The following is a 13659-nucleotide window of genomic DNA, read 5'->3' as shown; positions in this document are numbered from 1 at the left end:
CGCGGGTCAGCGCTCGACGGATGCGGGTGCGCCGAGCCGGCGGGAGAGATCGGCGGCCGCACGCGCGCATGCCGCACCGCACTCCGCGACTCGCTCGTGCATCGCGTCGCGGGTGCCCACGACCTGCACCGCGGCGATGACCTCTCCGCGGAAGTCCCACACGGGTGCCGCGACCGAGTAGAGGCCCGGTTCCGCCTCCTGGTCGACGATGGTGAAGCCGCGCTCGCGATCCGCGTCGAGCCGCGCGAGCACGTCGTCGACCGACACCGGGGTGTTCGGCCCCTGGGCGGTGAAGTCGGTCGAGCCGAAGACCGCGCGCACCTCGTCGTCCGAGGCATCCCACAGCGTGGCGCGCCCGGCATCGCTGCAGTACGCCGGGTAGGAGCGTCCGATCCAGGAGCCGATCATGCGGGAGTCCGCGGGCAGGCTCTCGAGCGTCGTGAGGGTCGCATCGCCCTGCAGCTCACTGAGGAAGGTGGCCTCGCCGAGCTGCGCCGCGAGGGAGTCCAGCACCGCGAGCCCGTGCGTGTGCATCCGGTGCGCGGTGAGTTCCTGCGCGGCGGCGTACCAGGACCAGGTGAGCGCGTACGAACGGTCGGGCCGACGCTCGACCAGACCGGAACGGGCGAGGGTGGCGAGGGTGCGGGACACCTGGGAGCGCTCGCGGTCGAGGGCCTGGGCGATCTCGCCGACGGTGGTGCCGCTGCCCTTCTCGATGAGCGCACTCAGAGCCGTGAGCACGTCGAGTCCTCGCCCCATGCTGCTCGATGGTGCGGGGGCGAGCGGGGCGGACGGCATGGGTCGAGGGTACCGTTGTGGCCGTCGCGGTGGTGCCATCCACGCAGCGCGGGAGAGAATGGACCAATGCCTCTCTCGCCGCACGCTCAGCATGCGGCTCCGCGGTCCCCGATCCGCGGACCCGCACTGCCGATCGGCGTCGCCGTGACCGCGCTCGGGATGATGCTCTCGATCGCCTCCGTTCCTGCGACGACGCCGGATGCTGCCGCGATGCCGGAGCCGGTCGCCGTGATGCAGGTGCCGACCGTGCAGGTGGGGGCGACGACCGCAGCCGACCCGTGCTCGGACCCCGCCGTGCAACAGGCCGTCCAGGCCGGTGACGACGCGGCCGCAGTGGCCGGTTTCGGTGGTGGAGCGGCCTTCCGTGAGGCCGTGGTGGCGGGCAACGCCCCCTGCGTCTCGCTCCGCGATCCGGCGCGGGTCTGGGTCGTGGTGAACAAGAGCCTTCCGCTGAAGCCCGCGGACTACGAGCCCGGGGCGCTCGACTCCGTGCCGCTGCAGATGACGACGCCCTCGGGCCGGGTGCGGACCGACGTCGCGGTCGCCGTCGGGCAGATGGCTGATGCGGCGGAGGCTGCCGGAGTAGGCCGCATCGGCGCGAACAACGGTTACCGGTCGTACGGGCTGCAGGTCACGACCTACGACTCCCACGTGCAGTCGCAGGGTCAGGGGCAGGCGGATGCCGGGTCGGCGCGCCCCGGTCACAGTGAGCACCAGACCGGACTCGCCCTCGATGTCGTCGCGTGCGGCAGCGGTTGCGGCGGACTCGACGGCTTCGGCGGCACCGCGCAGAGCGACTGGGTCGCGGCCCACGCCTGGGAGTACGGGTTCATCGTGCGGTACGAGCAGGTGGGTACGCCGGTGACCGGCTACGCGCCGGAGCCATGGCATCTCCGCTACGTCGGGGTCGACCTCGCCGCGGCCTATCACGACGGCGGATTCCACACGCTGGAGGAGTTCTTCGGGCTCCCGGCGGCCCCTGACTACGCGCACTGAGACATCGGAGGAGGCCCCGGTTGCGGCATCCGACAACCGCGGTACCCAGTGTCACGTCTTATGGGATGCATTCTCACAACGTCCTGTCCGCGGCGGTGGCCGACACGTAGAATCGCCGGAGCAACGATGCACGATACGTTCAGGAGGACGGCATGGAACGCGACATCTACGACGAGGATCACGAGGCATTCCGGGACCTGGTCAAGGACTTCGTCAAGCGCCACGTGACGAACGAGGCCATCGAGAAGTGGGACGCCGCGGGTGAGATCGACCGGGCGACCATGCTGGCTGCCGGCGAGGCAGGACTGATCGGACTGTCGGTCCCCGAGGAGTTCGGCGGCGCCGGGATGCTGCAGGACTACCGCTTCCGCACGGTCGTCATGGAGGAGGTCATCGCCGCGGGCGCCGGCTCACTCGCAGGCGCCTTCGGCATCCAGGACGACCTGGCCGTGCCGTACCTCGTGCACATGGGAACGCAGGAGCAGAAGGAGAAGTGGCTGCCCCGGATGGCCACGGGGGAAGTGCTCGGCGCACTCGCCATGACCGACCCGGGAGCGGGTTCGGATCTCCGCGGCATCAAGACCAACGCCAAGAAGGTCGACGGCGGCTACATCCTCAACGGCGCGAAGACTTTCATCTCCTCGGGCACGACAGCCGACGTCGTCGTGACCTTCGTCAAGACCGGTGAGGGCAACCGTCCTGACGCCTTCAGTCTGCTGCTCGTCGAGAAGGGCATGGAGGGCTTCGACCAGGGCAAGAAGCTCAGCAAGATGGGCTTCCATGGCTGGGATACGGCCGAGCTCAGCTTCACCGACGTGTTCGTCCCCGACGAGAACCTCATCAGCGGCAAGGAGGGCCAGGGCTTCATCCAGCTGATGCTGAACCTGCCGCTCGAACGTCTCTCGATCGGTGTCGCCGCAGCCGCAGCCGCGCAGGCCGCTTTCGACTGGACCGTCGCCTACACGAAAGACCGCGAGGCGTTCGGCGAGCGCATCGCCGACTTCCAGAACACCCGCTTCCGGCTCGCCGACATGGCGGCGACCACCGATGCGATGTGGGCGTATATCGACCGCGCGCTGCTCGCCTACAAGAACAGCACGCTCACCGCCGAGGACGCGGCGAAGGTCAAGTTCTGGGCTACCGAGCGCGAGTGGGAGGTGCTCGACACGGGCGTGCAGCTGCACGGTGGCTACGGCTACATCATGGAGTACCCGATCGCCCGCGCCTTCACCGATGCTCGGGTGCACCGCATCTACGGCGGCACGAACGAGATCATGCGCGATCTCGTCGGCCGTCAGATCGCCGGCAAGCGCTGACGCACGTCTCGAAGAGGCCCCGGATGCTCTGGCATCCGGGGCCTCTTCGCGTGCAGCCGGGGACGCTGCAGCGCTCGAATGCTCGAGAGACGCGGGTGGTACCGACGGTGCTACCGAAGTAGTATTGCCGCATGTCCACTGCAAAGGTCAGCCTCAGTCTGAGTGAGAGTGACTTGGCGTTCCTCGATGCGCAGGCCCTCGAAGGCGGGTACCCCTCGCGCTCGGCCGTGGTGCACGCGGCGGTTCGCCTTCTTCGTGAGAGCCGTCTCGCCGACGCGTACGCCGAGGCCTACGCCGAGGGATACGACGACGAGTGGGATGCCGCTGCCTCCGATGGCCTGGCCACCGCGTGAGCGACAGCGCGCTCTCCCCGCTCCGTCGCGGTCAGATCGTCCTCGTCTCGTTCGACCCCACGGTCGGGTCCGAGGCGCGTCAGACGAGACCGGCCGTCCTCGTGAGCAACAACACGGCGAACGCGGTCGCCGTGCGACGCCCGCAGGCCACAGTCACCGTCGTGCCGGTGACGTCGAACGTCACGCGGGTGCTGCCGTTCCAGGTGCTGCTGCCCGCCGCCGCCACCGGGCTGGATCGCGATTCGAAGGCTCAGGCGGAGCAGGTGCGGACCATCTCCACCGCACGCATCGTCCGTCCGCTCGGCTGGGTGCCGGCCGAGCAGATGGGGGAGATCGATGAGGCGCTGCGGGTGCACCTGGCGCTCTGAGGCTTGGATCAGGGCGAACTTGTACCGGGCTGCGCCGCGCTGACCGGGCTGCACCGGAGTCGGCGTGCACTCCGGGCGAACACCGAATGTGTCAAAACCCCTGACCAGGCACGTTAAACAAGCGCTGAGGGCAGGCGTCGGAGAATTTCCCGACTTGTCTCTTCAGGGGATACAAGTATCGGTCCATGATCGATACATGTCCGGACAGGAGAGTCCGGCTCGGGAACGCAGATGTTCCCGCACCCGCTCACCGAAGAGGCCGGAATGTCCACTCTCAGCCTGCCGCTGCTCGACCGCACGTCGACGGCTCCGATCTGGTTCCAGATCATGCGCGCCATCGAAGCCGAGATCGCCCAGGGCACCTGGGGACCGGGTGATCGCCTGCCCAGCGAGAACGAGCTGCGGGAGCATTTCTCGGCCTCGCGCACCTCGATCCGCGACGCGCTGTCCCGGCTGGAGAGCGCCGGCATCATCTCCCGGCAGCAGGGCAAGGGCGCCTTCGTGGAACGAGCCCAGGGCCCGTCGGCCTGGACGCTCCCCTCGGCCCCGAGCCTTCTCGGCGAGTACAGCGAGGACGGCCGCAGCGCCCTGAGCTCGGAGATCCTCCGTGCCGGCATCGAGCCGCTTCCCTCGTGGGCCGCCGCGGTGGTCGGACGCGACTCTCCCGACGGCACGGGCTTCGTGCTGGAGCGCGTGCGCGCCGTGGGCTCGCGCACTGCCGTACACGTGATCAACTATCTGCCCTCGCGCTTCGCCGGGGTGCTGCCCGACCTCCGAGACCCTCGCGCGAGTCTCTACGCCGCGATCAGGAACGTCGCCGGCGTCCGCATCGCCCGCATGCACCGGACGATCGAAGCCGTCGCCGCCGATCGGGCGCTCGCGGGTCTGCTCGAGGTCGAGCCGGGGCATCCGATCGTCGTCGTCGAGGCCGTCGCCTATGACCAGAGCGGCCAGCCCATCGACTTCTCCCGCGCCTCCGTGCGCACCGATCGCCTCCGAGTCAGCGTCGACACCGGCTTCGACGCGGGAGGCATCTCGACCGAGACCGCCTCCGGCCGCTACCCGTCCGCCCTGCGCTGACCCATCCACTCACGAACATCGGGAGCCCTGCACATGACCGACCACCGCATCCTCGTCATCGGTGACAGCTACATGACCGCCGAGATCTTCACCCGCGCGTTCGCGCAGCGGGGCCTCGCCGTCGACGCGACGACGATGACGATCACGACGCCGACGTGGGACACCTCCTCCATCCGGGAGTATGAGGGCGACCCGGCGGAGGTCGCGAGCCTCGGCCGCGGCTACGACGTCATCGCCTTCCACGCGGCGCCCGTGACCGCCGACGTCCTGGCCGCGCTCCCCGACCTGCGCCTCGTCGGATGCGCACGCGGCGGACCCGTCAACGTCGATCTCGACGCGGCGCGCGAGCGCGGGGTGCGAGTGACCACGACGCCGGGGAAGAACGCGGATGCCGTCGCCGACCTCACGATCGGATTCCTGATCTCCCTGGTGCGCAACGTGCCGGCGTCGCTGCGCGACGTGGACGAGCGGGTCGCCGACGGCCGTCCGCTCGCCGAATCGACCTTCGAGGGGGCCCGCTGGTTCGGCCGCGAGGTGAAGGGACTGCGACTCGGTCTCATCGGGTACGGCAACGTCGCCCGTCTGGTCGCGGCTCGGGCACGGGCGCTCGGCGCGACCATCACCGCGTACGACCCCTTCGTCGATCCGACCTCGGTGGCGGATGCCACGATCGTCTCCGACCTCGACGCGCTGCTCTCCGCCAGCGATGTCGTCAGCGTGCATGCGCGGGCCACCGATGAGAACCGCCACATGATCGGCGCCGCACAGATCGCCCGCATGCCGGAGGGGTCGTTCCTCATCAACACCGCGCGGGAATCGCTCGTCGACGAGCATGCGCTCCTCGAAGCGCTGCGCAGCGGCCACCTCGCCGGAGTCGCGCTCGACGTGAACGAACCCGATGGGCCGTGGCGGGAGCTCGTCGCGGAACCGAACCTCATCCTCACGCCCCATCTCGCCGGGGCGACGAACGAGACCCTCGTGCGCGGTGCCGACATGCTCGCTGCCGAAGTCGAGAGCTTCCTCTCGGATGGGAGCTTGCGATGGGAACGCTGACGGACGTCTTCCTCGCCATCGACGCCGGCACCGGATCGGCGCGAGCGCTCGCCTTCGACATCGAGGGCCGACTGGTCACCCGGGCAGCGCGCGAGTGGACGCACACCGCCGTACCGGGCCACCCCGGCGGCACGGTCTTCGACACCGAGAGCGGATGGAAGGCCATCGCCGCCGCCGTCTCGGAGGTCGTGGCACATCTGGACGGGAGGCGCATCGCGGCCGTGGCAGCGTCGAGCATGCGGGAGGGCTTCGTCCTGTACGACGCCGCGGGCCGCGAACTCTGGGCCTGCCCGAACACCGACGGCCGGGCGCGCGCCGAAGCCGACGAACTCGTCGCGGAAGGCGTCGCCGACGAGGTCTACCGCACGGCGGGGGACTGGGTGTCGATCACGGCGCCGGCCCGGCTGCGGTGGATCGCCCGCCACCAGCCCGACCTCTTCGCACAGGCGCGCCATTTCGGGATGCTGAGCGACTGGGTCACGACGCGCCTCACGGGGGAGTTCGTCACCGAGCCGACCAGCGGCTCGAGTTCGGCCCTGTTCGACCTGCGGTCGAGGAACTGGTCGGACGAGCTCGCGGGACTCGTGGGCGTGGACCGCAGCATCCTCCCTCCCGTGATCGAATGCGGCGAGGTCGTGGGTGCTGTCACGCCCGCCGCGGCTGCCGCCACCGGACTCCCTGTGGGCACACCCGTCGTGACCGGCGGTGCCGACACCCAGCTCGCGCTCCATGGCATCGCGGCCCGCGAAGGCGTGCCGACGATCGTCGCCGGCACGTTCTGGCAGACCACGGCCGTCACATCGGAACCTCTGATCGACCCCGAGCGGCGTCTACGCACGCTCTGCCACGTCGATCCGGGTACCTGGATGGTCGAGGGGATCGGCTTCCTCTCCGGTCTCGCGATGCGCTGGTTCCGCGATGCGATGTGCCCGGATGCCGCCGAGCTCGGACGCGCAGCCGGAACGTCCGCGTTCACCGTCATGGAGGAATGGGCCGCGGCGGTTCCGGCAGGCGCCAACGGTGTCGTCGCGACCATGGCGAATGTGATGCAGGCGGACGCCTGGCATCACGCGGCCCCCGCGTTCGTGGGCTTCGACATCAACGACGCGGCGCGATCGTCGCGGGGAGCATTCGTCCGCGCGATCGAGGAATCGGCCGCGATCGTGGCCGGCGCGCACCTCGAGATCCTCGCCTCCCTCACCGGCGGCCGAGCGGTCGCCGAAGGATCGGTCACCTTCACCGGCGGCTCGAGCGCGGGCGCTCTCTGGCCGCGGGTGATCGCCGGAGTGACCGGACTAGACACCCGCGTGACCCCTGCGCCGGAAGCCACCTCGTACGGCGCCGCCCGCCTGGCCGCGCGCGGTGTGGGCGCCGCCCTGCCGCCGATGGGCGACCCCGACCGCATCGAGCGCGTCGATCCCGACGAGCACGAGCAGTACCGCGCGGTGACCGAGCGCTGGCACCGCGTGTATCGCGACATGCTCTCGATCTCGGGCCCCGACCTGCTCCCGCTCTTCACCCCACCGGGTGCCGCCCGCGGCGCCCACGACCTTTCCCCCACCCGACTCTCGCCCGTCGGCCACGCCGGCTGACGACCACCAGAAGGAGACACCATGGCAGACCTCGAAGGCAACGCCGCAGCGAAGAAGTTCCACTCCGAGACACCGGCCGTGCGCTTCTCGCAGAACATCCGCGGGGCCGCGAACCTCGACTGGGGCATGCAGAACCGCCTCTCCCGCATCCTCGACCCCGACACCGGCCGCACCGTCATGCTGGCGTTCGACCACGGATACTTCCAGGGACCGACGTCCGGCCTCGAGCGCATCGACCTGAACATCGCCCCGCTCGCCGAATACGCGGACGCCGTGATGTGCACCCGCGGCGCGCTGCGCACCTCCGTGCCGCCGGCCACCCGCGCCGGTCTCGTGCTGCGCGCCTCGGGCGGACCGTCGATCCTCAAAGACCTCTCCGACGAATACACCGCGATGGCGATGGCGGATGCCGTGCGCATCAACGCCGACGCCGTGGCGGTGCAGGTCTTCGTCGGCGGCGAGCACGAGAGCCGCAGCATCCGCAACCTCACGACGCTCGTCGACGAGGGCTACGCCGCCGGCATCCCGGTGCTCGGTGTGACGGCGGTCGGCAAGGAGCTCGTCCGCGACTCCCGCTACCTGGGCCTCGCCACCCGCATCATCGCGGAGCTCGGCGCCCAGCTCGTCAAGACCTATTACTGCGACGAGGGTTTCGAAGACGTGGTCGCGGGCTGCCCCGTGCCGGTGATCATGGCCGGGGGGAAGAAGCTCCCCGAGCTGGATGCCCTCACGATGGCGTCGAACGCGGTCCGCGCGGGCGCCGCCGGCGTCGACATGGGGCGGAACATCTTCCAGAGCGCGGATCCTGCGGCGATGATGCGTGCGGTGCGGGCGGTCGTCCACGACGACGCCGCTCCCGCCGACGCGTACGAGCTGTTCCGCGAGGCCACCGAGACGCGGGTGCTCGCATGAGTGCCGACGTGCTCCGGGCCGCCGACGCCGCGCTCCGGTTCGGCGACTGGGGGCCGGGTTACCTCGCCCAGAGCGACGACGCCGCGTTCGGCGTGGTCGTGCTGCGGCCGGGCGACGAGTTCGGCAATCACCTGCACGAGCACCACACCGAGTCGTTCGTGGTGCTGGAAGGACGCGCCGAGATCTGGCTCGATCGAGACACCTGCAAGGTCGTCTCGGTCGGTGACGTGCTCCGCGCCGAACCGCACGAGGAGCATTTCGTGCGCAACCCGTTCGACGAGACGTTCCGAGCCGTCTTCGTGAAGACCCCCTGGGTCGATGGCGACAAGGTCGATCGCCCCTGGACGCCGGACCCCGAATCCGCATCCTGACCGCTTCACCCCCTCACCCGAAGAAGAACATCGAAAGGACAGCACCATGAGTGTGCAACGACGCTCCTCATCCCTCGCGCGCTATGCGCGTCGCTCCCTGCCCGTCATCGCCCTGGCTTCCGTCGCAGGCCTCGTGCTCGCGGGCTGCTCCGGCGACGCGGGCGGATCCTCCGGCGACGGCGGTGACAAGACCCTCAAGGTCCTCATCGCCGCCCCGCAGGAGGGGGCCGGAAAGATCCTCGAGGCCGACTTCGAAGCCGAGACCGGTGTCGAGGTCGAAGTCGAGGTCGTGCCCTACGACCAGATCCAGACCAAGGCGGTCCTCGACGCGCAGTCCGGAACGAACAACTACGACGTCATCCAGTACTGGTACACGTCGGTCGGCGCGCTCGCCGACGCCGGCGCGCTCGCCGACATCACCGACTGGGTCGAGTCCGACGAAGGCATCGACTCGTCCGACTTCATCGAGGCGATCTTCGGTCCGTACTCGCAGTACGAGGGAGGCACCTACGGTCTGCCGATCGACGGCGACACGCACGTGCTCTTCTACAACAAGGCGATCTTCGAGCGGAACGGCGTCGAGGTGCCCACGACCTGGGACGAGTACGTCGCGGTCTCGAAGAAGATCACCGATGCCGAGAAGGCGGACGGCGTGTACGGCAACGCCCTGCTCGGCTCGAAGAGCGCGTTCAACATCGGATCGACCTTCTTCAACCGGCTCGCCACGATGTCACCCGATCCGATCGACCCGCAGATGCCGCAGCTCGACACCGAATACGCGGTCGCGGCCGCCCAGTCGATGCTCGACGCCGCCCCCTCGGCCCTGCCCAGCCCGCTGGAGATCGGGTTCGAGCAGGCGCTGCCGCAGTTCCTCTCGGGGTCCGTCGGCATGATCGAGTTCTGGACCGACCTCGGCGTCTTCGCGCAGGACCCCGAGCAGTCCAAGATCGTCGACGGCTGGGGTGTCGCGCCGCTGCCGATCGGGCCGGAAGGCAAGATCTCCGGGGCGCTGAACGCCGGGTGGGCGATGGGGATCAGCCCCACCGCGAGCGACGAAGACCTGGCCAAGGACTTCGTGGCCTTCGCCTCGTCGAAGGAGACGAACGAGAAGCTGATCACGACCACCGGCTCCGGAGTCGATCCCACCCGGACCTCGACGCTGGAGAGCCCGGAATACGTCGAGTTCGCTCCCGAGGTGTCGGCGGTCGCCGCGCAGGTGCTGCCGAACGCGCAGTCCTGGCCTACGTCGCCGGAGGCACCGGAGATGATCCAGTCGCTGAGCGACAACCTCGCGCTCATGCTCCAGGGGAGCCTGACCGCCGAACAGGCGATGCAGCAGACCTGGGACTCCTGGCAGTCCCTGGCCGACTGATCTCCTCGTCGAACCCGAAAGGACCGCTCATGTCGCAGCCCGTCACCCACCGACGCGTCTCCCGACGTGCGTCGTGGACGGGGCGCGCCCTGCTCGCCCCCGCCGTCATCGCGATCGTCATCATCGCGATCTACCCGCTCGGCTACATCATCGCCGCCTCCTTCTCGGAGTCGTCGCTGGGACGACCGTTCTCGGAATGGGTCGGGTTCGACAACTTCGCGGCGCTGCTGGGGGACGGGATCACCCTCCCGTCCCTCGGCAGGTCGCTCCTGTTCGCCATCCCATCGGCGCTCATCGCGCTGATCGCCGGGCTGGCCGTCGCGCTCTCGCTCGATGCGGCCGTCAAGGGCGGGCGCATCATCCGGGTGCTTCTCCTGCTCCCGCTGATGACGCCGCCGGTCATGGCCGGCGTCATCTGGAAGCTCATGCTCGCCCCCACGGGCGGGCTGCTCAACAACATCGGGCAATCGCTCGATCCGGGCTCCGAGCCTTTCCTGTTCCTCGGGTCGAGCCCCGCCGCGATGATCTCGGTGATCACGGTCGACGCCTGGCAGTGGACGCCGTTCTGCGTCCTGCTGGTGTTCGCCGCACTGCAGACGCTGCCCACCGAGGTGTACGAGGCCTCTCAGGTCGACGGCGCCGGCGTGTGGCAGACCTTCTGGCGCATCACCCTCCCGCTGGTGTTGCCGAGCCTCATCACGGTGCTCCTGCTGAAGCTCGTCGTCTCGTTCAAGGTCTTCGACCTCGTGTTCATCATGACCAGCGGCGGGCCGGGGTTCGACACCACCGTCAGCAGCTATGAGATCTACCGCACCGGTCTGCAGACCTTCGATGTGGGGGCGGCGGCCGCGCAGACCATCGCCTTCCTCGTCCTGGTCACCATCGTCATCCTGCCGCTCAACGCCGTGCGGCAGCGCCTGCACAAGGAGAGTTGATCATGTCGCTCATGCTCCGCGCATCCGATCGCCTCGAGGAGAGCGCGACCGAGACGCTCATCGTTCCCTCCGCCCGCCGCCGAGGGCGCTCGAAGGTGCGCACGTCGAGCACGTCGCGCCCCGGGCGTCCGTCTGCACTGGTCACGGCGGTGAAGTGGGTCGTGATCGCCGTCGCGATCACGCTCGCGCTGCTCCCCGTGCTGTACATGGTCGGCATGTCGTTCAAGAGTCCGGACGACATCCTGTCGACGCGCATCCTCCCCTCGCGTCTCGCCTTCGAGAACTGGACCGCGGCGTTCGAGAACTGGCCGATCCTCACATACCTGCGCAATTCGTTCGGTGCGGCGATCATCGCCGTGCTGGTGTCGCTCCTCGTGTCGATCCCCGCGAACTATGCGATGGCCCGGCTGCGCGCCGGCGGAAAGCAGACGCTCGGACTGATCGTCTCCGCCTACGTCGCCCCGCCGGTCGTCGCGATCATCCCGCTCTTCGTGCTGGTGCGCACGGCGGGGTTGATGGACTCGGTTCTCGGGCTCGGGATCGTCGAGGGGCTGCTGCTCACGCCGGTCGCCGTCTGGCTGCTGGACGGTTTCTTCCGTGCGATCCCGTTCGAGATCGACGAGGCCGCGCAGATCGACGGATGCGGACCGCTCCGCACGCTCTGGTCGGTGATCCTGCCGCTCACCGCGCCGGGCATCGTCGCGGTCTCGATCATCGTGTTCATCCTCGCGTACAACGACTTCCTGATCCCGCTGCTGCTCACGCAGAGCGTCGATTCGCAGACGCTCCCGGTCGGCATAGCCCTGATGCAGGGTGGCCGCGAGGTGATGTTCGGTCAGATGGCGGCCGCGAGTCTGTCGGGGTTGATCCCCATCTATCTGCTGGCGCTCTTCCTGCAGAAGTGGCTCGTCGGTGGGCTGACGCAGGGGAGCGTGAAGTAGCGAGGTTATCGGGGGTTCTGTGATGACCTGGTGGCCTATTGCAGCGTTCGTGGATAGATTCGATGTTGACGTATCCTGTGGAGGAGGGGTCGCGGGTGTCGCGTAGCGGGATTCTGCGGAATTCTGGCATGTAATGCGTAGAGATCTTCGAATGTAGCGTGTTAGTCGGTTAGAATGAAGCATGTCCACTTTGGCCGGGTTGCGCGAGGCGATGAGTACCCTCGGCGAGGCGTGGGCGGGTGCGGGCGAGGCGGGGGATCTGTCCCGGGCGCAGTTGATCGCGGTCAGTGACGCGATGGGTGCGCTGCAGCGGCGGGTGGACGCGATGCATGTCGAGGTCGCCGCGCGCCTCGCCTACGAGTCGCGGCCCGAGTTGGGGTCGGAGAGCCTGGCGAAGCAGCAGGGGTTCCGCACGGCGGCGGCGTTGAGCGCCGCGACCACCGGGGTTTCCACGGGCGATGCGGCCCGGCTGGTGAAGGTCGGCGAGGCGACGGCGCCGCGTGCGGACTTGTTGGGGGCGCGGTTGCCGGCGAGGTATCCGCTGGTGCGGGAAGCGCTGCGCGCGGGCGTGCTGGGTGCGCAGGCGGCGGCGATGATCATCGGAATGCTGGACCGGTGCCGGGTCGCGGCCGGGGTGGAGCGGGTCGCGGAGGCGGAACGCCTGCTGACCGAGGCCGCGGTCGGGTTGGCGCTGGACCATGTCCGCCGGCTCGTGGTGCGGGTGGAGGCGTGGTTGGACCCTGACGGTGTCGAGCCGAAAGAAGAAGAGCGGCGGGGGAAGAGGGCGTTGACGATGTTCGAGCGCGGCGGGATGCTGCACCTGAACGCGCGCCTGGATACCGAGACCGCAGCCCCGATCGTCGCCGCGATCCGCGGGTTCGTGACGGCCGCGTTCGCCGCCCGGCAGGGTGCTCCCGACACTGATGCTCCGGATGCGGACCGGCGCACGGTCCCGATGATCCAGGCCGATGCGCTCGCGGTGTTCTGCGCGCACGTCCTCGGCTGTGAGAAGCGGGTCCCGGTCGCCGGGGCAACCGTGATCGTCCGGATGCGTGTCGAAGACCTCGAATCCGGCACCGGGTCGGCGACCGTGGATGGTCTGGACCAACCGGTCAGTATCGGAGCGGCACGGCGGATGGCCGCCGGCGGTGGCATCATCCCTTGCGTCCTCGGAACGGACAGCGAAGTGTTGGACTGGGGGCGGGAGAAACGCCTGTTCACCTGGGCACAACGCCTCGCCCTCGTGGAACGTGATGGCGGGTGCGCGATGTGCGGGCTCCCCCCGGAGATGACCAAAGCACACCACATCCGCTGGTGGAAACGCGACCACGGGCCCACCGACCTGTCCAACGGGGTGTTGCTGTGTGAGACCTGCCACCACCGCATCCACGACAACGGATGGGACATCCGCATCGACCACCCCAAGACCGGGGGACGAGTGTGGTTTCTCCCACCCCCGCACGTCGACCCCACCCGCACCCCACGACTCGGCGGACGCGCCCGCTTCGACATCGCCGCATGACGGTGCGCCTCGCGGATGGAGCGCCGGCAGCGGTCGCGGCCGGCATCACC

Annotated in this window: 14 protein-coding genes; 13 read left to right on the top strand and 1 reads right to left on the bottom strand. The window is 69.2% G+C overall.

The genetic code is table 11. From position 1 onward, the window contains the following. Window positions 1-6: 6 nt before the first annotated feature. Window positions 7-798: an IclR family transcriptional regulator gene (locus tag J7E45_RS07335; protein ID WP_215068179.1), complete on the bottom strand. Its 792-nt coding sequence runs from the start codon at window positions 796-798 to the stop codon at window positions 7-9. A gap of 66 nt (window positions 799-864) precedes the next feature. Between J7E45_RS07335 and J7E45_RS07330 the strand changes: the two genes are divergently transcribed. The 13 genes from J7E45_RS07330 to J7E45_RS07270 all read left to right on the top strand — a co-directional run bounded on the left by J7E45_RS07330 (window position 865) and on the right by J7E45_RS07270 (window position 13609). Beyond that, window positions 865-1794, top strand: a complete 930-nt coding sequence (locus tag J7E45_RS07330; protein ID WP_215068177.1) for a M15 family metallopeptidase — start codon at window positions 865-867, stop codon at window positions 1792-1794. 152 nt (window positions 1795-1946) lie between these two features. Next, window positions 1947-3110 (top strand): acyl-CoA dehydrogenase family protein, encoded by a 1164-nt coding sequence (locus J7E45_RS07325; RefSeq protein WP_091032432.1) that lies wholly within the window; start codon window positions 1947-1949, stop codon window positions 3108-3110. 131 nt (window positions 3111-3241) lie between these two features. Then, window positions 3242-3463: a ribbon-helix-helix domain-containing protein gene (locus J7E45_RS07320; RefSeq protein WP_091032430.1), complete on the top strand. Its 222-nt coding sequence runs from the start codon at window positions 3242-3244 to the stop codon at window positions 3461-3463. Then, entirely contained in the window at window positions 3460-3831 is a 372-nt protein-coding gene (locus tag J7E45_RS07315) for a type II toxin-antitoxin system PemK/MazF family toxin (protein ID WP_215068175.1), read from the top strand. The genes J7E45_RS07320 and J7E45_RS07315 overlap by 4 nt, the downstream gene beginning before the upstream one ends. Before the next feature lie 264 nt (window positions 3832-4095). After that, window positions 4096-4911 (top strand): GntR family transcriptional regulator, encoded by an 816-nt coding sequence (locus J7E45_RS07310; protein WP_215068173.1) that lies wholly within the window; start codon window positions 4096-4098, stop codon window positions 4909-4911. A gap of 33 nt (window positions 4912-4944) precedes the next feature. Beyond that, the gene (locus J7E45_RS07305) at window positions 4945-5964 is read left to right on the top strand and encodes an NAD(P)-dependent oxidoreductase (RefSeq protein ID WP_215068171.1); all 1020 of its coding nucleotides are present in this window, start codon (window positions 4945-4947) and stop codon (window positions 5962-5964) included. Next, window positions 5952-7556 carry an FGGY family carbohydrate kinase gene (locus tag J7E45_RS07300; protein WP_215068169.1) on the top strand — a complete coding sequence of 535 codons (1605 nt, stop codon included), beginning with the start codon at window positions 5952-5954 and terminating at the stop codon, window positions 7554-7556. Before J7E45_RS07305 ends, J7E45_RS07300 begins: the two co-directional genes overlap by 13 nt. Before the next feature lie 21 nt (window positions 7557-7577). Then, the gene (gene lsrF, locus J7E45_RS07295) at window positions 7578-8468 is read left to right on the top strand and encodes a 3-hydroxy-5-phosphonooxypentane-2,4-dione thiolase (RefSeq protein ID WP_215068167.1); all 891 of its coding nucleotides are present in this window, start codon (window positions 7578-7580) and stop codon (window positions 8466-8468) included. Further along, entirely contained in the window at window positions 8465-8839 is a 375-nt protein-coding gene (locus tag J7E45_RS07290) for a cupin domain-containing protein (protein ID WP_091032415.1), read from the top strand. Before lsrF ends, J7E45_RS07290 begins: the two co-directional genes overlap by 4 nt. A 46-nt stretch (window positions 8840-8885) precedes the next feature. Then, window positions 8886-10211 carry an extracellular solute-binding protein gene (locus J7E45_RS07285; protein ID WP_215068165.1) on the top strand — a complete coding sequence of 442 codons (1326 nt, stop codon included), beginning with the start codon at window positions 8886-8888 and terminating at the stop codon, window positions 10209-10211. A gap of 29 nt (window positions 10212-10240) precedes the next feature. After that, window positions 10241-11146: a carbohydrate ABC transporter permease gene (locus J7E45_RS07280; protein ID WP_091032410.1), complete on the top strand. Its 906-nt coding sequence runs from the start codon at window positions 10241-10243 to the stop codon at window positions 11144-11146. A 2-nt stretch (window positions 11147-11148) separates the two neighbouring features. Then, a complete protein-coding gene (locus tag J7E45_RS07275; RefSeq protein WP_091032408.1) occupies window positions 11149-12087 on the top strand; it encodes a carbohydrate ABC transporter permease in 939 nt (312 codons plus the stop codon). A 181-nt stretch (window positions 12088-12268) separates the two neighbouring features. Beyond that, on the top strand, window positions 12269-13609 hold the full coding sequence (locus tag J7E45_RS07270; RefSeq protein ID WP_251053505.1) for an HNH endonuclease signature motif containing protein: 1341 nt from the start codon (window positions 12269-12271) through the stop codon (window positions 13607-13609). Window positions 13610-13659: the final 50 nt, after the last annotated feature.

This window comes from Microbacterium sp. ISL-59 (assembly GCF_018613945.1).
Lineage (GTDB): Bacteria > Actinomycetota > Actinomycetes > Actinomycetales > Microbacteriaceae > Microbacterium > Microbacterium oxydans_B.
Note: the sequence above shows the minus strand (reverse complement) of the source record. Positions and strands in the feature narration are given on the sequence as shown.